Origin of the sequence: Nitratireductor rhodophyticola, from assembly GCF_019891355.1 — a bacterium.
Lineage (GTDB): Bacteria > Pseudomonadota > Alphaproteobacteria > Rhizobiales > Rhizobiaceae > Nitratireductor > Nitratireductor rhodophyticola.
The window spans coordinates 810,858-831,885 of the sequence record NZ_JAHSSF010000003.1; the positions used below are offsets into that span (position 1 = coordinate 810,858).

At 62.6% G+C, this 21,028-nt stretch carries 20 protein-coding genes and 1 tRNA gene; 15 read left to right on the forward strand and 6 right to left on the reverse strand.

Translation table 11 applies throughout. The features are described from left to right. Window positions 1–135: 135 nt before the first annotated feature. From rpsA to aroA, 4 genes are all read right to left on the reverse strand, one after another. A complete protein-coding gene (gene rpsA / locus KUG85_RS15020) occupies window positions 136–1,839 on the reverse strand; it encodes a 30S ribosomal protein S1 (RefSeq protein WP_223005770.1) in 1,704 nt (567 codons plus the stop codon). Between the two features lie 161 nt (window positions 1,840–2,000). Continuing rightward, on the reverse strand, window positions 2,001–2,651 hold the full coding sequence (gene cmk / locus KUG85_RS15025) for a (d)CMP kinase (protein ID WP_223005771.1): 651 nt from the start codon (window positions 2,649–2,651) through the stop codon (window positions 2,001–2,003). Window positions 2,652–2,655: 4 nt separating this feature from the next. After that, window positions 2,656–3,360: an SDR family oxidoreductase gene (locus tag KUG85_RS15030; RefSeq protein WP_223005772.1), complete on the reverse strand. Its 705-nt coding sequence runs from the start codon at window positions 3,358–3,360 to the stop codon at window positions 2,656–2,658. 27 nt (window positions 3,361–3,387) lie between these two features. Beyond that, window positions 3,388–4,725: a 3-phosphoshikimate 1-carboxyvinyltransferase gene (gene aroA / locus KUG85_RS15035; protein ID WP_223005773.1), complete on the reverse strand. Its 1,338-nt coding sequence runs from the start codon at window positions 4,723–4,725 to the stop codon at window positions 3,388–3,390. A 301-nt stretch (window positions 4,726–5,026) separates the two neighbouring features. Here aroA and KUG85_RS15040 point away from each other — a divergent pair, with 301 nt between their 5' ends. The 5 genes from KUG85_RS15040 to KUG85_RS15060 all read left to right on the forward strand — a co-directional run bounded on the left by KUG85_RS15040 (window position 5,027) and on the right by KUG85_RS15060 (window position 8,467). After that, window positions 5,027–5,431 (forward strand): TIGR02300 family protein, encoded by a 405-nt coding sequence (locus KUG85_RS15040; RefSeq protein WP_223005774.1) that lies wholly within the window; start codon window positions 5,027–5,029, stop codon window positions 5,429–5,431. Window positions 5,432–5,605: 174 nt separating this feature from the next. Then, window positions 5,606–5,681 (forward strand) — tRNA-Ala (locus tag KUG85_RS15045). Between the two features lie 139 nt (window positions 5,682–5,820). Next, on the forward strand, window positions 5,821–6,444 hold the full coding sequence (locus KUG85_RS15050) for a glutathione S-transferase family protein (RefSeq protein ID WP_223005775.1): 624 nt from the start codon (window positions 5,821–5,823) through the stop codon (window positions 6,442–6,444). A 186-nt stretch (window positions 6,445–6,630) separates the two neighbouring features. Next, window positions 6,631–7,335, forward strand: a complete 705-nt coding sequence (locus tag KUG85_RS15055) for a GntR family transcriptional regulator (protein ID WP_223005776.1) — start codon at window positions 6,631–6,633, stop codon at window positions 7,333–7,335. Between the two features lie 169 nt (window positions 7,336–7,504). Beyond that, complete coding sequence (locus tag KUG85_RS15060; protein WP_065817070.1) at window positions 7,505–8,467, forward strand: dihydrodipicolinate synthase family protein; 963 nt, start codon at window positions 7,505–7,507, stop codon at window positions 8,465–8,467. Window positions 8,468–8,508: 41 nt separating this feature from the next. Here KUG85_RS15060 and KUG85_RS15065 read toward each other — a convergent pair whose 3' ends face one another. After that, a complete protein-coding gene (locus KUG85_RS15065; protein WP_223005777.1) occupies window positions 8,509–9,537 on the reverse strand; it encodes an Ldh family oxidoreductase in 1,029 nt (342 codons plus the stop codon). A gap of 145 nt (window positions 9,538–9,682) precedes the next feature. Here KUG85_RS15065 and KUG85_RS15070 point away from each other — a divergent pair, with 145 nt between their 5' ends. The 9 genes from KUG85_RS15070 to KUG85_RS15110 all read left to right on the forward strand — a co-directional run bounded on the left by KUG85_RS15070 (window position 9,683) and on the right by KUG85_RS15110 (window position 18,151). Continuing rightward, complete coding sequence (locus KUG85_RS15070; RefSeq protein ID WP_223005778.1) at window positions 9,683–11,200, forward strand: aldehyde dehydrogenase (NADP(+)); 1,518 nt, start codon at window positions 9,683–9,685, stop codon at window positions 11,198–11,200. A gap of 224 nt (window positions 11,201–11,424) precedes the next feature. Beyond that, window positions 11,425–12,486 carry a TRAP transporter substrate-binding protein DctP gene (dctP, locus tag KUG85_RS15075; RefSeq protein ID WP_223005779.1) on the forward strand — a complete coding sequence of 354 codons (1,062 nt, stop codon included), beginning with the start codon at window positions 11,425–11,427 and terminating at the stop codon, window positions 12,484–12,486. 17 nt (window positions 12,487–12,503) lie between these two features. Further along, window positions 12,504–13,025: a TRAP transporter small permease subunit gene (locus KUG85_RS15080; protein WP_223005780.1), complete on the forward strand. Its 522-nt coding sequence runs from the start codon at window positions 12,504–12,506 to the stop codon at window positions 13,023–13,025. Between the two features lies 1 nt (window position 13,026). Continuing rightward, the gene (locus tag KUG85_RS15085; protein ID WP_223005781.1) at window positions 13,027–14,340 is read left to right on the forward strand and encodes a TRAP transporter large permease; all 1,314 of its coding nucleotides are present in this window, start codon (window positions 13,027–13,029) and stop codon (window positions 14,338–14,340) included. A gap of 319 nt (window positions 14,341–14,659) precedes the next feature. Next, on the forward strand, window positions 14,660–15,172 hold the full coding sequence (locus tag KUG85_RS15090) for a RidA family protein (RefSeq protein WP_223005782.1): 513 nt from the start codon (window positions 14,660–14,662) through the stop codon (window positions 15,170–15,172). Further along, entirely contained in the window at window positions 15,159–16,361 is a 1,203-nt protein-coding gene (locus KUG85_RS15095; RefSeq protein WP_223005783.1) for an aminotransferase class V-fold PLP-dependent enzyme, read from the forward strand. The genes KUG85_RS15090 and KUG85_RS15095 overlap by 14 nt, the downstream gene beginning before the upstream one ends. A gap of 23 nt (window positions 16,362–16,384) precedes the next feature. Then, on the forward strand, window positions 16,385–17,203 hold the full coding sequence (locus KUG85_RS15100; protein ID WP_007008532.1) for an IclR family transcriptional regulator: 819 nt from the start codon (window positions 16,385–16,387) through the stop codon (window positions 17,201–17,203). Window positions 17,204–17,258: 55 nt separating this feature from the next. Continuing rightward, window positions 17,259–17,582, forward strand: a complete 324-nt coding sequence (locus tag KUG85_RS15105; protein ID WP_223005784.1) for a hypothetical protein — start codon at window positions 17,259–17,261, stop codon at window positions 17,580–17,582. A 92-nt stretch (window positions 17,583–17,674) separates the two neighbouring features. After that, window positions 17,675–18,151, forward strand: a complete 477-nt coding sequence (locus tag KUG85_RS15110; RefSeq protein ID WP_223005785.1) for a DUF411 domain-containing protein — start codon at window positions 17,675–17,677, stop codon at window positions 18,149–18,151. Between the two features lie 81 nt (window positions 18,152–18,232). Here KUG85_RS15110 and KUG85_RS15115 read toward each other — a convergent pair whose 3' ends face one another. After that, entirely contained in the window at window positions 18,233–19,126 is an 894-nt protein-coding gene (locus KUG85_RS15115) for a LuxR C-terminal-related transcriptional regulator (RefSeq protein WP_255606420.1), read from the reverse strand. A gap of 105 nt (window positions 19,127–19,231) precedes the next feature. On the opposite strand from KUG85_RS15115, the gene KUG85_RS15120 reads away from it, so the two are divergent. Further along, the gene (locus tag KUG85_RS15120) at window positions 19,232–21,010 is read left to right on the forward strand and encodes an adenylate/guanylate cyclase domain-containing protein (protein ID WP_223005786.1); all 1,779 of its coding nucleotides are present in this window, start codon (window positions 19,232–19,234) and stop codon (window positions 21,008–21,010) included. The last annotated feature ends 18 nt before the right edge of the window (window positions 21,011–21,028 follow it).

Genomic DNA, 21,028 nt, shown 5'->3' on the forward strand with positions numbered 1-21,028 from the left:
GCTGTCAATGATTTTTATTGATTAACTCGTAATAAAATATTTTTTACATAAAATAAGATTTTTTCGAAGCATCAAAAAACCCCGCCGGATCGCTCCGGCGGGGTCTTTCATTGTCGTCCGAAAAAGCGCTGAGGCTTATTCGTCGCCACCCTTGTTCTTCAGGGCTGCGCCGAGGATGTCGCCGAGGGAGGCGCCGGAATCGGTGGAACCGAACTGTGCCACGGCTTCCTTCTCTTCCGCGATCTCCAGAGCCTTGATCGAGACGCTGATGCGGCGGGTCTTCTTGTCGAAGACGGTGACGCGGGCGTCCACCTTCTGGCCGACGGAGAAGCGCTCGGGGCGCTGCTCGGCGCGGTCACGCGACAGGTCGGAGCGCTTGATGAAGCTTTCGACGTCGTGATCGACAAGGCGAACCTCAAGGCCGCCGTCCTTCACGCCGGTCACTTCACAGGTCACCACGGCACCCTTGCGCAGCTCGCCGGAAGCAGCGGCCTCGCCAATGGCGTCATGGCCAAGCTGCTTGATGCCGAGCGAGATGCGCTCTTTCTCGACGTCCACGTCGAGAACCTGCGCCTTCACCATGTCGCCACGGTTGTACTCCTCGATCACCTGCTCGCCCGGACGGTTCCAGTCGAGATCGGAGAGGTGAACCATGCCGTCCACATCGCCATCGAGACCGATGAACAGGCCGAACTCGGTCTTGTTCTTGACCTCGCCCTCGACAACGGAGCCGACGGTGTGGTTGCGGGCGAATGCCTCCCAGGGGTTCTCGAGCGTCTGCTTGAGGCCGAGCGAGATGCGGCGCTTGACCGGATCCACTTCCAGCACCACCACTTCGACTTCCTGCGTGGTGGAGAGGATCTTGCCCGGATGAACGTTCTTCTTCGTCCAGGACATTTCCGAAACGTGGATCAGGCCTTCGATGCCCGGCTCCAGCTCCACAAACGCACCGTAGTCGGTGATGTTGGTGACGCGGCCCATGACTTTCTTGCCAAGCGGGTACTTGCCGCCGATGCCGTCCCACGGATCGGCCTCGAGCTGCTTCATGCCCAGCGAGATGCGGTGGGTTTCCTGGTTGATGCGGATGATCTGTACCTTGACCGTCTGACCGATGTTGAGGATCTCGGTCGGATGGTTGACACGGCGCCATGCCATGTCGGTGACGTGCAGCAGGCCGTCGATGCCGCCCAGGTCCACGAACGCACCGTAATCGGTGATGTTCTTGACCACGCCTTCGACCACCTGACCCTCTTCGAGGTTCTGGACGATCTCGGAGCGCTGCTCTGCGCGGCTCTCTTCGAGAACCGTGCGGCGGGACACGACGATGTTGCCGCGGCGCTTGTCCATCTTGAGGATTTCAAAGGGCTGCGGGGTGTGCATGAGCGGGGTGACGTCGCGGATCGGACGGATGTCGACCTGCGAACGCGGCAGGAAGGCCACGGCGCCGTCCAGATCGACGGTGAAGCCGCCCTTGACCTGGTTGAAGATGAAGCCCTCGACGCGCTCGCCGGCGTTGAACTTCGCTTCCAGCTTGACCCAGCTTTCCTCGCGGCGTGCTTTCTCGCGGCTCAGCATGGCTTCGCCAAGCGCGTTTTCGATGCGCTCGACATAGACTTCGACTTCGTCGCCGACCTTGAGATCGGATTCCTTGCCCTTCGCGCCGAATTCCTTGAGCGGCACACGGCCCTCGACCTTGAGGCCGACATCGACGATCGCCATGTCTTTTTCGATGGCGGTGACGAGGCCCTTTACGACAGAGCCTTCGGCGGCGTCGCGTTCGGTGAAGGATTCTGCGAGAAGGCTCGCGAAATCATCGCGAGACGGATTGAGTTCTGACATTGATGCTCCTGAAAAGCCCCTTCGGTTTCAGTCGGGGCAAAGCGCCGGTGGTTTGTGTTGCGTTTGTCGGTCATGCATCCGAGCGGATCGCTCTGGCGCCGCGTGAAGCGGCGGATCCGGCGCAAAGAATGCGTGGCAGACGGTTCTTTCAGTTCAGACTTTCAGTTCTCGTTCCGGGCTGCCAGTCTGGCATCCACCAGTTTGCAGGCCGCCTGGAACGCCGTCTCTATATCCATTTCGCTCGTATCGAGCAAGTGCGCATCGTCCGCCGGCCTTAACGGACTGTCCTTCCGGCCCATGTCGCGGGCGTCGCGCCGCTCGATATCGGCGAGGATCTGCGCATAGTCGGCGCTGCCGCCACCGGCCTCGATCTCGCGCCATCGGCGCGTGGCGCGCACCTCGGCGCTTGCGATCACATAGAGCTTCACATCGGCATCGGGGCACACCACCGTGCCGATGTCGCGCCCGTCCAGCACGGCGCCGGGCGGGGCGCTCGCAAAGGCGCGCTGCTTGTCGACAAGCGCGGTGCGCACCGATGGCATCACCGCCACTTTCGAGGCGGCCTCGCCGATGCCGTGTTCGGAAAGCACGGTCCGGTCGAGCGCGCCTAGATCGAGCGCGCGCGCGGCCCTTTCGGCAATCGCCTCGTCGTCGAGCGGCTGGCCGGCCTCGATTAGCGCCTTTGCAACACCGCGATAGGTGAGCCCGGTGTCGAGATGGCGCAGGCCATAATGCGCCGCCAGCCGGCGCGCGAGCGTGCCCTTGCCGGAGGCGGCCGGCCCGTCGATGGCGATGGTCAATCTTCCGTCCATGTCGTCAGACCGAGCGTGTGATGCCGCCATCGATGCGGATGTTCTGGCCGGTGATGTAGCTGGATTTCTCGTCGGCAAGAAAGGCGATGAGCTCGGCCACCTCTTCCACCGTGCCATAGCGGCCCATGGGAATGCGCGCGCGGCGGTCTTCCTTTTCCGGCAGGGAATCGATGAAGCCCGGCAGCACATTGTTCATGCGCAGGCCCTCGCCCGCATATTTGTCGCAGAAGAGCTTGGTGAAGGCGGCAAGCCCGGCGCGGAACACGCCGGAGGTCGGAAAGGCCGCTTCCGGCTCGAAGGTGGCATAGGTGGAGATGTTCACGATGGCGCCCGATTTCTGCGCCTGCATGATGGGCGTGACGAGCCGTGTGGCGCGCACCACGTTAAGCAGGTAGACCTCCATGCCCTGATGCCAGTCTTCGTCGGAGATATCGAGCACATCGCCCTTGGGCCCGTGGCCGGCACCGTTCACCAGCGCGTCGATGCGGCCGAAACGCTCCATCGTCGCGTTGGTGAAGCGCTTGAGATCGTCGGGCGAGAGGTTGGAGCCGGTGAAGCCCACCCCGCCAAGCTCCCTGCCAAGCGCCTCGCCCTTGCCGGAGGATGACATGACAGCGACTTCAAAACCGCTTTTTGCCAGCTTGCGGACCGCCGCGGCACCCATGCCGCTGCCGCCGCCAATGATCATGGCTACCTTCAGTCCGGTCATTTGCTCTCTCCCATTCCGGTCCAGGTGTCAGTCCAGTGTTGCGCCGAGCCGCGTCATGAGCGCGGTGAAATCGGGAAAGCTGGTGGCGATCATCGCCTGATCGTCGATGGTGACCGGTTTTTCGGTCGCCAGTCCCATGACGAGGAAGCTCATGGCGATGCGATGGTCGAGATGGGTCTGGACCGTGCCGCCGCCAAGCCCCTTGCCGCCCGGGCGGCCCGTGACCCTGAGCGACGCTTCGCCCTCTTCGCAGTCGACGCCATTGGCCTTGAGCCCGTCGGCGACAGCCGAAAGCCGGTCGGATTCCTTGACGCGCAGCTCTTCCAGCCCCTGCATCAGCGTGTCGCCCTCGGCAAAGGAGGCCGCCACGGCAAGCACGGGATATTCGTCGATCATGGAGGGCGCGCGGTCTTCCGGAACGGTCACGCCCTTGAGTTCGGAGCCGCGCACGCGCAGATCGGCCACGTCCTCGCCGCCTTCATTGCGGCGGTCGAGGATCTCGATGTCAGCACCCATTTCCATCAGCGTGGTGACGAGCCCGGTGCGCGTCGGGTTCATGAGCATGTTTTCGATGACCACCTCCGAGCCCGGCACGATCAGGGCCGCCACGAGCGGGAAGGCAGCCGAAGACGGGTCGCCGGGAACGGCGATGGTCTGGCCGGTAAGCTTCGGCTGGCCCTCGATGCGGATATGGCGCACGCCATCGGCGTCGGTCTCCACTTCCAGCGACGCGCCGAAGCCGGCCAGCATCTTCTCGGTGTGGTCGCGGGTCGCCACGGGTTCGATCACCGTGGTCACGCCCGGCGTGTTGAGCGCGGCGAGCAGCACTGCCGACTTCACCTGCGCCGAAGGCATCGGCACCCGGTAGGAGATGGGCGCTGCGTGTTTCGGTCCGCGCAGCGTGATGGGCAGGCGGTCGCCCGGCTCGGCGGAAACCACCTGCAGGCCCATTTCCTTCAGCGGATCGAGCACGCGGCCCATCGGACGCTTGGAGAGCGAGGCGTCGCCGATGAAACGCGTCGTCATGTCATAAGAGCCGACGAGCCCCATGGTCAGCCGCACGCCTGTGCCGGCATTGCCGAAATCGAGCGGCTCTTTGGGTTCGAGCAGGGCGCCGTTGCCGGTGCCGGTGGCGATCCATTCATCGCCGCGCTTCTCGATGGTCGCGCCCATGGCCTTCATGGCTTCGCCGGTGCGCAGCACGTCTTCGCCCTCCAGAAGACCGGTAATGCGCGTCTCGCCGGCCGCCAGGCCGCCAAACATCAGCGCCCGGTGCGAAATCGACTTGTCGCCGGGCACGCGGGCCCGTCCCGAAAGGGCGTCTGATCTTCTGGCGCTCATGGGGCGCGGCTCGGTCGTGTGCATTGTCTGGTCCCTGATGATAGGCGTTCTGCCGGGCGGCAGATTATTCGAGGATTTTGCCTGCTCGCTCTAGCATGATGAGGATAGTCGGTCATCCCCCGGTTGACGGATGGCCCCTGTCGGGGTTGTAAAGAGAGTGGACCTTGGGAGGAGAGGCCTTTCCAGGGTGCGTATTAGGCTTTGACAGGTGCGCGACTTGCCGTTATGGGGACCGAAATTTTCAGTAAGGCAGGAAGCGCTTCCGGTGCCGGCCGCGATGGAGCCGTCGCAGGCTGGGCCGACCGCAAGACGATGAGGCAGCAAGGTGGCTAAACCGGAACTCGGAACAAAACGCGTCTGCCCGGAAACGGGCCGCAAATTCTACGACCTGAACAAGGACCCGATTGTTTCGCCCTATACGGGCCAGACCTATCCGCGCAGCTTCTTCGAGGCCGGCGGCGACACCTCCATGGATGAAGAAGACGAAGTGGAGGAAAAGGAGCTGGACGGCGAGGAAGATGCACCGGAAGTCGTGTCGCTTGAAGACGCCGACGATGAGGCATCGTCCAGCGACAAGGCAGAGATCCCGGATCTCGACGGCGATGATGATGACGATGATGTCGACCTCGGCGACGATGAAGACGACACGTTCCTCGATGACGACGAAGACGACGATGACGATGATGTGAAGGACTTCATCGGCGTCGGTGACGACGACGACGAGAGCTGATTTTTCAGCGCATGCGGGAAGAATGGCTTCGGCCCCGTGTCAAAAGTGGCGCGGGGTGCAAATCGGGGCTTGATCTTCCCGCCGGGCGGGTTTAGAAGCCGCCCACACGGTTGGCCCGGCGGGCCTTCCGGACCTCTTCGCCGGAGACGGCGACCGGCCATATTGCCGGAGTGTGGGGCCATAGCTCAGTTGGGAGAGCGCTTGAATGGCATTCAAGAGGTCAGGGGTTCGACTCCCCTTGGCTCCACCATTTTTCCTCTGAAATTCCGACAGATCGACCGCTCCTTCGGGGCGCTGCTCCACGCACCTTGATCCGCGGGGAAAATCAGGCAATCGTGCCGGCGGCACCATGCCGCCTGGGGAGCGCCGGTTGAACTGGATTGGATGTCATGAGTGATCTGATTGTCTGGACGTATGACTGGGTTCCGGAAGGTCCCCGCGGTTTTGTGCGCGACTTAAGGCTGAGATGGGCATGCGAGGAGGCCGGATTGGCCTACGCCGTTCGCACCGTCCCTTTCAAAGATCGCGGACCGGAGCATTTCGCGCACCAGCCCTTCGGTCAGGTTCCGTTTCTGAGCGATGGTGACCTCGAACTGTTCGAGAGCGGCGCATGCCTGCTGCATCTGGCCCGGAAAGGCGAAAAGCTGATGCCGCGAGACCCTGCCGGGGAAGCGCAGACCCTGCAATGGCTGGTCGCCGCGCTCAATTCGGTCGAAATGGTTTCTGTCCCCTGGTGGTTTCTGGAGGTGAGGGGCGCAGAGCAGAATCATCTGACCGGCTGGCTGGAAAGCCGCCTTGGCCATATGGAAAACGTACTCGCTGAACGGGAATGGCTGGCAGCCGACCGCTTCACGGTCGCCGATCTGCTTATGGCTGATGCCCTGCGCATCACCAGGGTCCGGTCATTCGGTGAGCGCCCGGCAACAGAAGCCTATGTAACGCGGATCACGGACCGGCCCGCTTTTAAAAAAGCCCATGCGGACCAGATGGCGCATTTCGCAAAAGCCGATTGAGCAAAGGGGTGGACCGGTCGGATGGTCGGTCGTCGGCGGGGACTGACGACCGCCGAGCATCTTTCGAGCGGTTTGGCCCCGGCCCGGCCCTGTCGGGTCAAGTTCAGCGGACAGGCTTCGTGCGCACTTGACGATCACGCCCTTTCATTCCTAACAGTATTTTTCTTGTACACATGAGGATCAGACATGTCCGAAGCCGCCACGCGCAAACCCGCCGAACGCAAGCGCGGTTCCGGCGTACAGTTCGTCTACAATGTGCTGCGTGACGAAATACTGGACCTCGCGCTGGCGCCGGGTACCCCGATCGACGAAATCCAGCTTGCGCAGCGTCTTTCCATGTCGCGCACGCCCATTCGTGAGGCGCTGGTGCGTCTGGCGGGCGAGGGGCTGGTCACGACCCTGCCCAACCGCTCCACCGTGGTCGCCAATATCGACTTCCTGAACCTGCACACATTCTTCGATGCGCTGACGCTGATGTATCGTGTGACAACGCGGCTCGCCGCGCTCAATCATCAGGCGGACGATCTCGTCACGATCCGCGCCCGTCAGGCCGAGTTTGCCAAAGCCGTCGAGGATCAGGACGCGCTGGCGATGATCGCCACCAATCGCGAGTTTCACGCGGCCATCGCTGCGGCGGCCCGCAACCCCTATTATGAAAGCCTGTTTCTGCGCCTGCTCGATGAGGGGCGCCGGCTCCTTCGCCTCTATTATTCCTCGTTCAACGATCAATTGCCGCAGCGCTATGTCGTCGAGCACGAGGACATGATCGCGGCCATCGAGGCGCGCAATGTGGAAAAGGCCGATGCGCTGGCCAATGAACATGCTGACCAGATTGTTGAGCAGATTCGCAACATGATCGCCCGCGACCACCGCCAGAAGATCGCGCTTTAGCATCAAAACCCAGGAAAGCGCTCCGCCCCTGAAATGCAGCAGTGCCGCTGCGCGAAAATTTGTGTCGACAAAAAAAATACAAGTGATATTTTGCTGGCGATCCAAACTGTGAGCGGCCGGCTGCGGATGCATTGCGGCGCAAGAGATCAGGCATTTGAAGGAGATCGGCATGACCAATCATATTTTCTCGGGATGCATTCCCGCTCTGATGACCCCCTGCAAGGCGGATCGCAGCCCCGACTTCGACGCGCTGGTGCGCAAGGGGAAGGAATTGATCGATACCGGTATGCGCGCCGTGGTCTATTGCGGATCCATGGGCGATTGGCCGCTTCTGACCGACGCGCAGCGCATGGAAGGTGTTGCCCGGCTGGTTGAGGCCGGCGTGCCGGTCATCGTCGGCACGGGTGCGGTGAACACGGCAAGCGCCGTGGCCCATGCGGCGCATGCGGCCGAGGTCGGTGCCGAGGGTCTCATGGTCATCCCGCGTGTCCTGTCGCGCGGCAGCTCGCCGGCCGCGCAGCGGAACCACTTCAAGGCCATTCTTTCGGCTGCGCCCGATCTGCCGGCGGTGATCTACAACAGCCCCTATTACGGGTTTGCCACCCGGGCGGACCTCTTCTTCGCCCTGCGTGCCGAGCATCCCAATCTGGTCGGCTTCAAGGAGTTCGGCGGCGCAGCCGATCTGCGCTATGCAGCGGAGAACATCACCAGCGGCGACCCTGACATCAAGCTGATGATCGGTGTCGACACCACGGTCTATCACGGCTTCGTCAACTGCGGCGCCGATGGTGCCATCACCGGCATCGGCAATGTGCTTCCCCGCGAAGTCCTGCATCTCGTCGCGCTGAGCCAGGCCGCTGCGGCCGGCGATGCGGATGCGCGTCAGCGGGCTTCCGAGCTCGATGCAGCGCTTGCAGTGCTCTCCTCCTTCGATGAGGGGGCGGATCTCGTTCTCTACTACAAATACCTGATGGTGCTGAACGGAGACGAGGAATATCGTCTGCACTTCAATGAGACGGATGAACTCTCGGAGAGCCAGCGTGGCTATGCCGAAGCCCAGTACAAATTGTTCCGCGACTGGTACGCGAACTGGAGCAAGCTGCCGGGCGCTGTGGCAAAATACGCAGCCTGATCTTATCGAAGAGCCCTCCCGGATCGGGAGGGCTCCGGTGTTTAAACAGCGTCGAGGCCCTTCTCGCGCAGGCGTTCAAGCAGCGCCATTTCCTCGGCTGTGAGGCGGATGCCTTCGGCAAGTGCTTTCTCCCGAGCGGCAAACCGGCGCTGAGAGGGCAGTCGCGCGCCCTGGCCCACCATGGCTTCAAACAGGGTCTCGGCGCGCGCCATCGGGTCGCCCGCCCGTCCCTGTGCGAAACGGGCCGGGTCGAAGGCCAGGATCAACTCGCCATGGGCCGGTGCCAGAGCGGTGGTGCCAAGCGCTTCCAGCGCTTCTGGGCTCGTCAGATCGCCGATCATCACCCCGGCAAGCAGCTCGATCATGGTCGAGATGGCCGATCCCTTGTGCCCGCCAAAGGGCAGCATCGCACCATTGAGCGCGGCTTCCGGGTCCGTCGTGGGTTTTCCGTCCGTGTCGATCGCCCAGCCTTCCGGCAGGGGCTTGCCGGCACGGCGATAAAGCTCGATCTCGCCGCGTGCCGCAACGCTGGTGGCGAAGTCGAACACATAGGGGGTCCTGCCGGGCCGTGGCCACCCAAAGGCGAACGGGTTGGTGCCCAGAAGCGGGCCGCTGCCGCCGGAAGGGGCGACGCTGGCATAGCTCGGGCACATGGCCATGGCGGCAAGCCCACGCGCGGTCAGCGCCTCGATCTCGGGCCAGAGAGCCGAAAAATGTGTGCAGTCGTTGATGACCAGGGCCGCGAGCCCGAACTGCCGGGCCTTTTCGGCAAGCACCGGGGCGCCGAGCTCGAAAGCGGCATTGGCGAAGCCGCCCTTTGCCGCAACGCGCACGATGGCGCTGTCATCGCTGGTCAGTTCAGGTTCGGCATCCGGTACGACCTTGCCGGCCTTGATGGTGCGCAGGCAGCCCTCGACACGGTAGACGCCGTGGGATTTGCAGGCGTCGCGCTCTCCCGCCACGATTGCCCGTGTGAGCGCGCCCGCATGGAGCGGCGACAGGCCTCCCTTGCGCATGATCGCCTCGACAATGTGCTCGAGGTCGCCGATGGCCAGCGTGGTCTCGGTCATAAAATATCCTTTCCTCCGGTTGCCGGGTTGCAATCTTGCATACATTTTGTATGCAGATGACAGCCTATGCAAGATGCACAAGTCATAACCCAGCGCTTCCTGCCTGCGCCAGATGATCCGAAACTCAAATTGAAGGAGGGGACCGATGCCCTTCACCCCACACGGAAAGCACCTGATAGCCGGCGAGTGGACCGCTGGCGACGACACATTCGAATCGTCCCCGGCGCATGGTCCGGCGCATCGCTTTGCGATGGGCACCCCTGACCTTGTCGATCGGGCCGTTCAGGCGGCGGAAGCTGCTTTCGAGACCTATTCGCGTCGCAAGCGTCAGGAACGGGCTGCGTTTCTGGAGGCCATCGCCGATGAGATTGAAGCCCGTGGCGCCGACATCACCGAGATCGGCACACAGGAAACCGGGCTCCCCGCCGCGCGTCTCGAAGGAGAGCGCGGCCGCACATCCGGCCAGCTTCGCCTCTTCGCAGCCCACATCCGCAAGGGGGATTATCTCGACCGCCGGCACGACGAGGCTCTGCCGGATCGCCAGCCCGCGCCGAGGCCCGAACTGGTGATGGTGCAGCGTCCAATCGGCCCGGTTGCCGTTTTCGGCGCATCCAATTTCCCGCTCGCATTTTCGACGGCGGGCGGCGATACGGCCGCCGCGCTGGCGGCTGGCTGCCCGGTCGTGGTGAAAGGGCATGAGGCGCATCCGGGAACCGGTGAGATCGTCGCCGAGGCGATCAGGGCGGCCATCGAGAAATGCGACATGCCGGCCGGTGTGTTCTCGCTCATCCAGGGCGGCGACCGCAGCGTGGGCCAGGCGCTGGTGCAGCACCCGCTGATCAAGGCCGTTGGCTTCACGGGCAGCCTGGCGGGCGGCCGTGCGCTGTTCGACCTGTGTGCGGCACGACCGGAGCCCATCCCCTTTTTCGGAGAGCTGGGATCGGTCAATCCGATGTTCGTTCTTACGCACGCTCTTGAAGCGCGGAGCGAGGAGATCGGGCGCGGCTGGGCTGCGTCTTTGACCATGGGCGCGGGACAGTTCTGCACCAACCCCGGCATTGCGATTGTGATGGATAGCAACGCAGCCGACCGTTTCGTGGACGCTGCGGCACACGGGCTGAAGCAGGTGGATGCACAGGTGATGCTGACCGACGGAATCGCAAAGGCGTTCAATGCGGGACGTGATCAGGTTGCGCAAAGCGGTGCTGCGCGCCCGGTGATGGTGGCCGAAGCGGAGGGGCGCAAGGCTTCGCCGGCGCTCTTTGAGACCACGGCAGCGGAGTTCCTTAAAAATCCACAATTGCATCATGAGGTCTTTGGTCCGCTCGGACTGGTGGTGCGCGCTGGCACTGCCGAAGAGATCGAGGCTATCGCCCGCGCTCTGGAAGGGCAGCTGACCGTGACGCTGCACCTAGACGAAGGCGACGTCGCTGCGGCCCAGGCGCTTCGCCCCGTTCTTGAGCGCAAGGCGGGACGGCTGCTCGTCAACGGATTCCCGACCGGGGTCGAGGTGGTCGACTCCATGGTCCATGGCGGCCCCTATCCGGCCAGCACCAATTTCGGCGCCACCAGCGTCGGGACGCTGTCCATCAGGCGTTTCCTGCGCCCGGTCTGCTACCAGAACATGCCAGCGGCCCTTTTGCCGGAGGATGCGCTGGGCTGACCCTGAGGACCTGCCGTTGCAACGATGGCGAGGCGTGGCACACGGCGATGTGTGCCGCGCCTTCTTGTTTCTGGTAGAGCGATCCGACAGTGCGGAAGGGTGCAAAGCCGCTTAAAAAATTTAATTATTTTTTTTGTCGACATGGAGAATTGGAGATGTATAAATTTTGAGTGCATCCCGGACGGGTTCACCGGGTCTTAAAAAATAACAATGGAGGAGTTGAGATGTTTCTCAGCCTTAAGCGATTGGCCCTGGCCGGGGCCGTGGCGTTTGCGACGTTTGGCGCGCAGGCGCAGGAAGTGACCTGGCGCGTACCGACGTCGGTCCCCGAGGGGTCGCCTTTCTACGTCAATTTTCTCGAGCGTTTTGCCGACAATGTGGAACTCCTGACCGACGGCGCTGTCGAAATCCAGCCCTTTGGCGCAGGCATTCTTGTGCCGGCGCTGCAGGTCTATGACGGCGTCAAGGACGGCATTGTCGAAGCAGGTCACTCGACACCGAGCTATCTGGTCAATCAGGATCCGGTGAACGCGATTTTTGCCGGTTTCCCCGGCGGCATGGGTCCCGAAGCCTATTCCACCTGGATCTTTGAAGAGGGCGGCAAGGAAAAGCTCGCCGAGATCCGTGCGGAAGAAGGCCTGAAGTCGCTCGTCGTGGGCATCGGCTCCTCCGAGATCATGGCGCATGCCAACAAGCCGATCAAAAGCGCGGCCGATCTCAAGGGCCTGAAATACCGCACCTCCGGCCCCTGGGCCGAGGTGATGCGCGACTATTTCGACGCGGTGCCGACCGTTGTGCCCCCGGGTGAAATCTACACCCTGCTGGAGCGCAAGGGCGTCGATGCCATCGAATGGGGTCCGCCATCGGGCAACCTGCCGGAGGGCTTCCACGAGGCCGCACCCTATATCGTCGTGCCGGGCGTCCATCAGCCCACCTTCCTTTGGGAAGTCGTGGTCAAGCAGGAAACCTGGGATGCGCTTGACGAAGCGCTCAGGGCGAAGATCGAAGCGGCCGCCGAGCTGACCACGCTTCAGTCTCTGGTCCACTTCTACGATCAGGACATGAAGGCGATGGAGACGCTTCGCGCCAGCAAGGCCGAGGTGATCGAGCTCGATGCGGCCTTCCAGAAAGAACTGTCCGATGCGGGCCGCGACTGGATCAAGAAAACGGCCGAAGCCCAGAAGGCCGAGGGCAAGCCCCGCATGGCCGAAATCCTTGAAGGCTACCTCGCCTATGAGGATCGCTGGGCCGAACAGAGCGGCTATCTGATCCGCAACGAAAAGTAAGCCGGCGGGAGGCGATCTTGAAACGTGCTGTCCTCGCGGTCGCGGATCGAATTTCGGCAAGTCTGAACATCGTCGCGCAGGCGATGGTGCTGATCCTGATCGCCTCCATGCTCTACGAAGTGGTGGCGCGCTACATATTCGGCGCGCCAACGCTATGGGCCTTCGACATCGCTTATATGAGCACCGGCGTGCTCTTCGTTCTGGGCGCGGCGCAGGCCCTGCGCGAAGACGCTCATGTGCGCATCGATTTCCTCTCGTCGCGCATGCCCAAACGGGTGCGCGGCGCGATCGATGGCCTGGCCTTTCTCGTCGTCCTTTTTCCGGTCTTCGTGTGGCTTGCATCCATCGCCGGCCAGCGCGCGTGGCGCGCCTGGATGACCGGCGAGGTGGAGCATGTCAGCCCGTGGGCGCCCTTGATGTGGCCCTTCTACAGCGCGCTGGCAATCGGGCTTTCCGCGCTGGCGCTCCAGCTCTTTGCCGAAGGGCTGCGGGCTCTCACCGACCCGCGCGACGACGACAGCTTCAAGATCGAGACCTGACATGCTCATTGCAGGATTGATGTTTCCGGCGCTGTTCGCGCTGATCCTTCTGGGATTGCCGATCGCGTTTTCGCTCACCATCGTCGCGGTCGGTGCGGGCCTGGCGGCCTTCGGCTCCGTCGCGTTCAACCAGCTCTATGGCTCCTTCTATTCGGCCTCGACGAACTTCATTCTCTCGGCGATCCCGATGTTCATCCTGATGGGTGCGCTGCTCGAACGTTCCGGCATTGCCGAGCGCCTGTTCCGGGTGATGAATCTCTGGCTCTCGCGCCTGCCCGGTGGGCTCGCGCTGGCAACCATCGCGATGGGCGCGATCTTCGCAGCCGCCGCCGGTGTGGTCGGCGCCGTCGAGGTGATGATCGGCATGATGGCCATTCCTGCGATGCAGAAGGCGCGCTATGGCAACACGCTGATTGCCGGCACGATCTGCGCCGGCGGGTCGCTGGGCACGATGATCCCGCCCTCCGTCATTGCCGTCATGTATGCCTCGCTTGCGCAGATGTCGGTGGGCAAGCTTCTGGCGGGCATGATGCTGCCCGGCCTGCTGATGGTTGTGCTTTTTCTCGCCTATATCTTCATCCACGGCCTGCTCTACCCGGCAAAACCCGATGACAACGATCCGGTCGAGGAGCCTGTGGAGCTTGCCGAAAAACTGCGGCTGACGGCCACGGTCCTTCTGCCGGTCGTGCTCCTGATCGTCGCCGTCCTCGGCTCGATCCTGGCCGGCATCGCCTCGCCGACGGAGGCAGCCGCCGTGGGTGCCGCCGGTGCGCTCGCCCTCTGCATCGTCAATCAGCGCTTTTCGATTGCAATGCTGCGGGAATCGCTGGCGATCACCGTGCGGATTTCAGCGATGATCCTTTTGATCGTCGCCGCCGGCACCATGTTCATGGGCGCCTTCGCCGCCAATGGCGGGGCGCGGCTGATCCGCGAGGTGATCGACGGCGCCGGGCTCGGCCCCACGGGCATGATTGTGTTCTTCCTGGCTGTGGTCTTCATCCTCGGCTTTGTGCTCGACTGGACGGCCAATGTGCTCATCTGCGTGCCGCTGTTCACACCGTTCATCCGCGCTGCCGGCATTGACCCGGTGTGGTTCGCAACGCTGGTGCTCATAGTCATCCAGACAGGCTATCTGACGCCGCCCATGGCCTCGTCGATCTTCTATCTGAAGTCGATTGCTCCCCCGAACATGACCTATGGCGAGATGTGCCGCGGTGTTCTGCCATTCATTCTGCTGCAGGTTCTGACGCTCCTGCTGGTGGTGGCGTTCCCTGCGCTCGCAACCTGGCTGCCTGAGCGAATCGTCGGCTTCTGACATCCGTTCCGGGCTGTTCGGCCTGTTCCGAAAATAACTGCCCTGTTTGCAGGCGCGTGGAAACACGCGCCTGCTTGACACTGTGCGCGCATCGCTTATCCTTCTTTTATAGAGAATTATATTTCATAATAATGAAATATTCAGGAGAGAACGAATGTCGGGCCTGAAGCCTTGTCCTGCATGAGATGCAGCCGCCTGCATCGGAGTGTCCGGGAAAGTGCGGAGGCTGAAGGCAACCATACCCTGTTCTGCATTTCTCGTCGCGCCCGCCAGTCACCCTGACCGGGCAACAAGACACTCGAACCTTTGGAGTTCCCGCATGAGTTTTTCCGAGCTTGCCAAACGCCCGGAAACGACGCCCTACGATCGTCTCGAGGCACTGGGGATCGTTCTTCCTCCTCCGCCGCCGCCAGTGGCCAATTTTGTGACCCATGTGCAGGAGGGGAGCCTGCTGTTTCTCTCCGGCCAGGGGCCGACAGAGCCCGATGGCAGCCAGCACACCGGCAAGGTCGGCGCCGACGTGTCTGCGGAAGAGGCCTACCGGCACGCGCGCCTGACGGGCATCAACCTTATTGCCGTGATGCAGGCGGCGCTCGGAGACCTTTCGCGCGTCAGACGTGTGGTAAAGCTCCTTGGCATGGTCAATGCCGATCCCGAGTTCGCAGAGCACCCGGCCGTGATAAACGGGTGTTCGGACCTGCTCATCGATGTTTTCGGCGAGCGCGGCGTTCATGCGCGTTCCGCTGTCGGATTCGGGTCGCTGCCGGGCAGGATCACCGTCGAGATCGAAGCCGTTATAGCGATAGAGGACAATGAAAATGCTGCCCAATGACGACATTCGCGCCAGGCTCGGCCTGCGCCCGGTCATCAACGTGTCGGGCACGATGACCTCGCTCGGCGCTTCCATCGTCGTGCCGCAGGCCATCGAAACGGTCGCCTCCGTGCTTGGTCAGTGGACGGAAATGTCCGACCTGCAGCGCATGGCGAGCAGGACCATCGCGCGGCTGACCGGTTCTGAAGCCGGATGTGTCACCGCGTCCTGTTCGGCGGGTATCACACTCGCGGTTGCCGCCGCCATGACCGGAAGCGATCTTGCGGCCATCGAGCGATTGCCGGACACCACCGGGCTCCGCAACGAGGTGGTGGTGCAGGCCGGGCATCTGGTGAGCTATGGAGCGCCCATCGATCAGGCGATCCGGCTTTCCGGCGCAAAAGTCGTGCCGGTGGGGCAGGCGACGAGCGCCTATGCCTATCAGCTTGCCGGTGCCATCACCGAGAACACGGCGGCTGCCGTCTATGTGGTGTCGCATCACGTTGTCGAATACGGACAGATTCCACTCGCCAACTTCATCGCCACGGCACACGCAAAGGGCGTTCCGGTGATCGTCGATGCCGCTTCGGAATATGACCTGACGGGCTTTCTGGCCGCCGGCGCCGATGTGGTGCTCTATTCGGGTCACAAGTTCCTTGGCGGACCGACTTCCGCCATCATTGCAGGCAGCAGGGCGCTTGTCCGGGCCGCCTATCTGCAGAACCTCGGCATCGGCCGTGGCATGAAGGTCGGCAAGGAGGGTATAGCGGGCGTCATCGCCGCGCTCGAAGCCTGGGAGAACCGCGATCATGCCGGCATTCGGGCGCGCGAGCGGAAGGCGCTTGATCTTTGGGCCAAGACGCTTGAGGGACGGCCCGGCATTGCTGCGCGCATCACGCCGGACCCGACCGGCAACCCGCTCGATCGCCTGCGGATCGACATCGACCCGAACATTGCACGCATTACGGCGTGGGATCTCGCAGACCGGCTGGCGGCGGGCGATCCGCCGATCATCGTCCGCGATCATGAGGCCGAGCACAACTATCTCTTCCTCGATCCCTGCAACCTGCATCCGGACGAGGAGGCCGTTGTTGCCCGCCGCATCGCCGAAGAGCTGGACCATGCCGCAGCCGCGCCGGAGCCGCTGGTGAGTTCTTTTGCCGAGCGTGCCATGCGGCTGGAGGCCGGGCTGCTGAATTGGCCGGACTGAAAGCAGGTGCTATAGACGGCCGGTTGACCAACGGGACAGGCGATACGGTGAATATGCAGCCCACCACGGACGGACCGCGCGAAAAGCGCACGCGAACGAGCGCACTCGACCGAATCCTGCAGATTCTGGATTTTCTCCAGCAGTCCGACCGGCCGGCCACTGCCTATGAGATCGCGCGCGCCGTCGGCGCGCCGGCATCGACCATTTACGGCCTGGTCGAAGACATGGTCGGCAAGGAAATCCTCGACCGGCAGGACAATGGCGCCCTGTGGTTCGGACCGCGCTTCTATCACTACGGCCTGACCTACGCCCGCCGGCTGGACCTGCTCTCTGCAGCCAATCAGGAGATGTTGGATCTGGCGCTTGCGTCCAGAGAGACAGTGCAGATCTGCGGTCGTGACGGCGATCAGATGGTGGTTCTTGCCATGGTCGATGGTCCCGACCATTTTCAGGTTTCATCGCGCGTCGGCTCCCGCACACCGCTCAACTGGTCCGCATCGGGCCGTCTTCTGATCGGTCATCTGCCGGAAGATGAGCGTCAGGCCGTGCTCTCGGCGGCGATCCGCCCGTCACCCACCGGAAATGCGGAAACCGATGTGGCGGCCCTCTCGCAGGCCGCACGCCGGGCCTATGAAGAGGGGCTCTCCATCCAGGCCGGAGAATCGGACTTTTCCGTCGCATGCATCGCAGCCCCTATCATTGATGGAGAAGGGGCCTGCCGGGCGACGATCTCGATCGTGGTTCCCGATCACAAGGTCGATCAGGACGAACCCGACCTGAAAGATCTTGTCCAGAAGAGCGCACGCAGGATCGAGGCGCGGCTTGGGTGGAGGCGCAGATAGCCGCACTGGCAGTCTGCGCTTTTCATGGATTTTCTCCTCGCCGCAGGCTAAAAGCATGGCCATGCGCACGGCTTTGACCTTCTTGCTGCTGGCTGTCTTCATCCTCGCGGGATCGATTCCCGCGATGCAGGTGGCTGTGGGCGATGGTTCGACCACCGCGATAGCGCAGTCAGCGGACATGGGACAGATGCGCTGCTGTTCAGGTTCGGATGATGGCAGTGCCTCCGCGTCTTCTGGCTGTGTGATGGACTGTCATTATCTTCCGCCGATCCACGCAGTGCTCGTTCATCCGACACCTGCTCCCCTGACCGAGCCGGCGGGTTACGCGCCCCACCCGCCCCTGGCCTTCGGATTGTTTCGCCCGCCGATCGTCTCCTGATCTGTTCCAGATCCGCTTCGAACAACATTCTTGCCTGCCCTGCAGCGTGTCACGCGCAAAGTCGGCGGGCCCAGTATCGAAAGTGAAAGACGATGAAAAATCACGCAAACCGAGTAACAGCCGGCGCAGCGCTGGCATTTTTTCTGGCCTCGGGCCTTTCCCATGCCGCTCCGGCCGATACGGCGATCACGGTTTTCAAGACGCCATGGTGCGGCTGCTGCGAGCTGTGGGTCGAGGCCATGAAGGAGGCCGGATACCGGGTCACGACGACCGACCTTGAAGACCTGTCGAGCATCAAGAAACAAGCCAGCGTGCCGGGTGACCTCGAAGCCTGCCACACGGCGGTGGTCGACGGTGAGCGCAAATATGTCCTTGAAGGGCATGTGCCGATTGAGGCTGTCGAAAAACTCCTTGAGGAGCAGCCCGACATCAAGGGTATCGCCGTTCCCGGCATGCCGTCGGGTTCGCTCGGCATGGGATACGACCCGAATGCGCGCTACACGGTCTATTCCTTTGACGGGGTTTCGGGCGAAGCGCCGGCGGTCTTCCTTGAGACCGGTGTGAAATAGCCGGTTCAGCGCCAGATCGTGCATGGCCGTCTCCCGGGGCGGCCATGTGCACAGCGCCGGCCGAACGCCAGGGTACGAGGGTTACAAAAGGTCGACACCGTTGCTTGTAAACAGGGCCGACACCTTATAGGCGGCCTCCGTCCGGTTGGTCGCCTTGAGCTTCTGCATGATGTTCCGGATGTGCACTTTGACCGTGCTCTCGCACATGTTCAGCTCGTAGGCGATGATCTTGTTGGGCTTGCCCTGCCAGATGGCCTCTGCCACCTGAATCTGGCGCGGGGTGAACATTTCGGTGAGGCGCTGGTCATGCGTCGGATCGCTGTTGATGACCTCGCGCATCGCAAAGACGGTACTGGCGGGGACGAATACCCCGCCGGCGAGCGCGAGATTTATGGCTTCGACACAAACCTCGACACTCACCGACGAAGGTATATAGCCCCGCACGCCATAATCGAGTGCATTGACGATCTGCACCACGTCATCCCGGTCTGCCAGGATGATCAGCGGTGCCGATGCGGAAATCCTGATGGCCTGTCTGATCAGCTCCTCCATGTGGGAATCCGTGATGTTGGCGGATCCCACATGGAGGAGCACAGCGGCCAGTGGAGGATGCCGGTCCGCTTCATTCTGCCATTCTTCGATCGTGCTGCAGGCGACCACATCCCAGGGGGCAGGGTGTGCGGCAAGGCTGCTGCGCAGGCACTCACGTGCCAGGATGCGGTTGTCGACGAGGACCACCGAGCCTTTCTGCGCCTGGAGGCGGCTGGAGTTTCTGCCGATCGAGCTGCGGCGGGCCCCTTCTGGCGGCACACCCGGTCCGTGGGAGGATGCGGTACAAACTGATAAGGCCGTCATGTCGAAACCCGCTGTTTTTCGTCGAGATTGCTCTGCTAACGGGCACCAGACTAATCCTGACAGCATGTGGCTTCTGTGAAATTGGCTACACTCCATGTTCCGGGCGATCTGCAGCCGCATAAGAAACCGTAAATATGCCGGCAAACCGCTTCATGCTCTTCATGGTTGCCCGATCCGGTGTGCAGGGATACGCTGGGGGCATTGAGGGGCACCAACTGAAAAACAATGTCCGAGGGGCAATACACCCGACAGGTCACGACCATCGCTTCAATCGATGCAGTCGGATTTTCCCGGCTGATGGGGATCGATGACGAGTTCGCGGTGGCCGCGTTCGAAGAGCGGCGGTCGATCATCGCCGAAAGCTGCGACGCTGCAGGCGGGCGCACATTCGGTGCTGCCGGGGACAGCATCATGGCGGAGTTCGGCACGCCCATCGATGCGTTGCGCGCTGCCTTCGACTTTCAGCAGCGCATCGTCGATCTGAATGGTCGTGTGCCCGGTGACCGCCGCATGCCGTTCCGGGTCGGCATCAACACCGGCAATGTGATCGTTCGCGGCGCGAGCCTTTACGGGGATGACGTCAACATCGCCGCGCGTATCCAGGAGCTTGCACCCACGGACGGGCTGGCGATCTCGGAAACGACCTGGAACCATGTCAGGGACAAGGTTGCTGCCAGCTTCACCGACCTCGGAGAGCGGCAACTCAAGAACATCGCGCTTCCGGTCCGCATTTTTGTGGCAAACCGGGGTGATGGCGAGCGCGCAGAAGCAGTCCCGCGACGCGCTGCCGATCCCGCAGCCCCTCCGGCAGTTGCCGTACTCCCGTTCCAGAACGAGGCGGGCGCGCAGGAATTCGACTATGTCGCCGATGGTGTCGCCGAAGACATCATCCAGGGTCTGTGCAGCACGCGCTGGCTGCCGGTGATCGCGCGGGAATCGAGCTTCCAGTTCCGTGACAAGGCGCTCGGCCCGCGCATGACCGGCAGCGCTCTCGGCGCGCGCTATCTTGTCGATGGCAGGCTTGCACGCGGAAGCGGTTATTTCGATCTCGTCATCACGCTGACCGACGCTGCCAATGAACGGCTGGTATGGTCGCGTGGCTTTCGCCGCCCGCTCGACGAAGTATCACTGGTCAATGATGAGATCGGCGGTCAGATCGTTTCCATGCTGGAAAAAGAGGTGGAGCGTGTCGAGCAGGCGCGCACCTTTCAGGTGCCTTGGGAAAGCCTCGAGACATGGCAGCTCGTGCGGCGCGCCCGCTGGCACATGCAGCGTCGCACGCGTGAGGACACCATGCTGGCGCTCGACTGTCTCGAGGAAGCGCGCCGGAAAGCGCCCAACGCCAGCGCGGTGCTCAATGAACTGGCGTGGTGGTATTTCTGGCGCGGCTGGCTGCAGGCGGGCGCCGGTGACGATCTCGACAGGGTGACGGACTTCTCGCGCAAATCGCTTCTGATGGACAGCCAGGATGCCCGGCCCCACGCGCATCTTGGTGCCGTGGCGATCATGCGGGGGCAGCCGAAGGCGGCTATCGAGCACCTGCACGAGGCGCTACAGATCAACCCCAGCTTCGCCTTTGCCCATTCGGCGATGGGCAGTGCGCATCTGTTGCTCGGAGATGCGGCAACGGCCATTCCGATGTTCAGGACGGCACGGCGGCTGAGCCCGTTTGACATATACGGATTCCACAATCTCGGGGAACTCGCCGCCGCCTGCTGTTTCGACCGGCGCTGGGACGACGCCATTGCAGCGGCGGAGGCGTCGCTCGACCTGTCGCCGCGCTATTTCTACGCGCGTTTTCTCAAGATCGGGGCACTGGCGCGCAGTGATCGCATGGAAGAGGCGCGCCGGGAGAAGGCGCTCTTCCACGCCTATCATCCCGATTTCTCGCTTGAACGCGTTGCATGGATCCCGTTTGCGGAGAAATCCGCCACAGCGTTTCTCATTGATAACTTCAACCTCGCCGATCAGGACGGAGGTGCGATCGAATTCGGCCCTGCGTGAACTGCTTCACACACGTTC

What these genes read in the sequence shown, in the direction of transcription:
- KUG85_RS15050 (WP_223005775.1), top strand. Translation starts at nt 5,821, where the DNA reads ATGAGTGATCTGATTGTCTGGACGTATGACTGGGTTCCGGAAGGTCCC.
- KUG85_RS15085 (WP_223005781.1), top strand. Translation starts at nt 13,027, where the DNA reads ATGCTCATTGCAGGATTGATGTTTCCGGCGCTGTTCGCGCTGATCCTT.
- KUG85_RS15115 (WP_255606420.1), bottom strand. Translation starts at nt 19,126, where the DNA reads ATGCGGCTGCAGATCGCCCGGAACATGGAGTGTAGCCAATTTCACAGA.
- KUG85_RS15055 (WP_223005776.1), top strand. Translation starts at nt 6,631, where the DNA reads ATGTCCGAAGCCGCCACGCGCAAACCCGCCGAACGCAAGCGCGGTTCC.
- KUG85_RS15030 (WP_223005772.1), bottom strand. Translation starts at nt 3,360, where the DNA reads ATGACCGGACTGAAGGTAGCCATGATCATTGGCGGCGGCAGCGGCATG.
- KUG85_RS15095 (WP_223005783.1), top strand. Translation starts at nt 15,159, where the DNA reads ATGCTGCCCAATGACGACATTCGCGCCAGGCTCGGCCTGCGCCCGGTC.
- KUG85_RS15060 (WP_065817070.1), top strand. Translation starts at nt 7,505, where the DNA reads ATGACCAATCATATTTTCTCGGGATGCATTCCCGCTCTGATGACCCCC.
- KUG85_RS15070 (WP_223005778.1), top strand. Translation starts at nt 9,683, where the DNA reads ATGCCCTTCACCCCACACGGAAAGCACCTGATAGCCGGCGAGTGGACC.
- KUG85_RS15065 (WP_223005777.1), bottom strand. Translation starts at nt 9,537, where the DNA reads ATGACCGAGACCACGCTGGCCATCGGCGACCTCGAGCACATTGTCGAG.
- KUG85_RS15110 (WP_223005785.1), top strand. Translation starts at nt 17,675, where the DNA reads ATGAAAAATCACGCAAACCGAGTAACAGCCGGCGCAGCGCTGGCATTT.
- KUG85_RS15090 (WP_223005782.1), top strand. Translation starts at nt 14,660, where the DNA reads ATGAGTTTTTCCGAGCTTGCCAAACGCCCGGAAACGACGCCCTACGAT.
- cmk (WP_223005771.1), bottom strand. Translation starts at nt 2,651, where the DNA reads ATGGACGGAAGATTGACCATCGCCATCGACGGGCCGGCCGCCTCCGGC.
- aroA (WP_223005773.1), bottom strand. Translation starts at nt 4,725, where the DNA reads ATGCACACGACCGAGCCGCGCCCCATGAGCGCCAGAAGATCAGACGCC.
- rpsA (WP_223005770.1), bottom strand. Translation starts at nt 1,839, where the DNA reads ATGTCAGAACTCAATCCGTCTCGCGATGATTTCGCGAGCCTTCTCGCA.
- dctP (WP_223005779.1), top strand. Translation starts at nt 11,425, where the DNA reads ATGTTTCTCAGCCTTAAGCGATTGGCCCTGGCCGGGGCCGTGGCGTTT.
- KUG85_RS15105 (WP_223005784.1), top strand. Translation starts at nt 17,259, where the DNA reads ATGGCCATGCGCACGGCTTTGACCTTCTTGCTGCTGGCTGTCTTCATC.
- KUG85_RS15120 (WP_223005786.1), top strand. Translation starts at nt 19,232, where the DNA reads ATGTCCGAGGGGCAATACACCCGACAGGTCACGACCATCGCTTCAATC.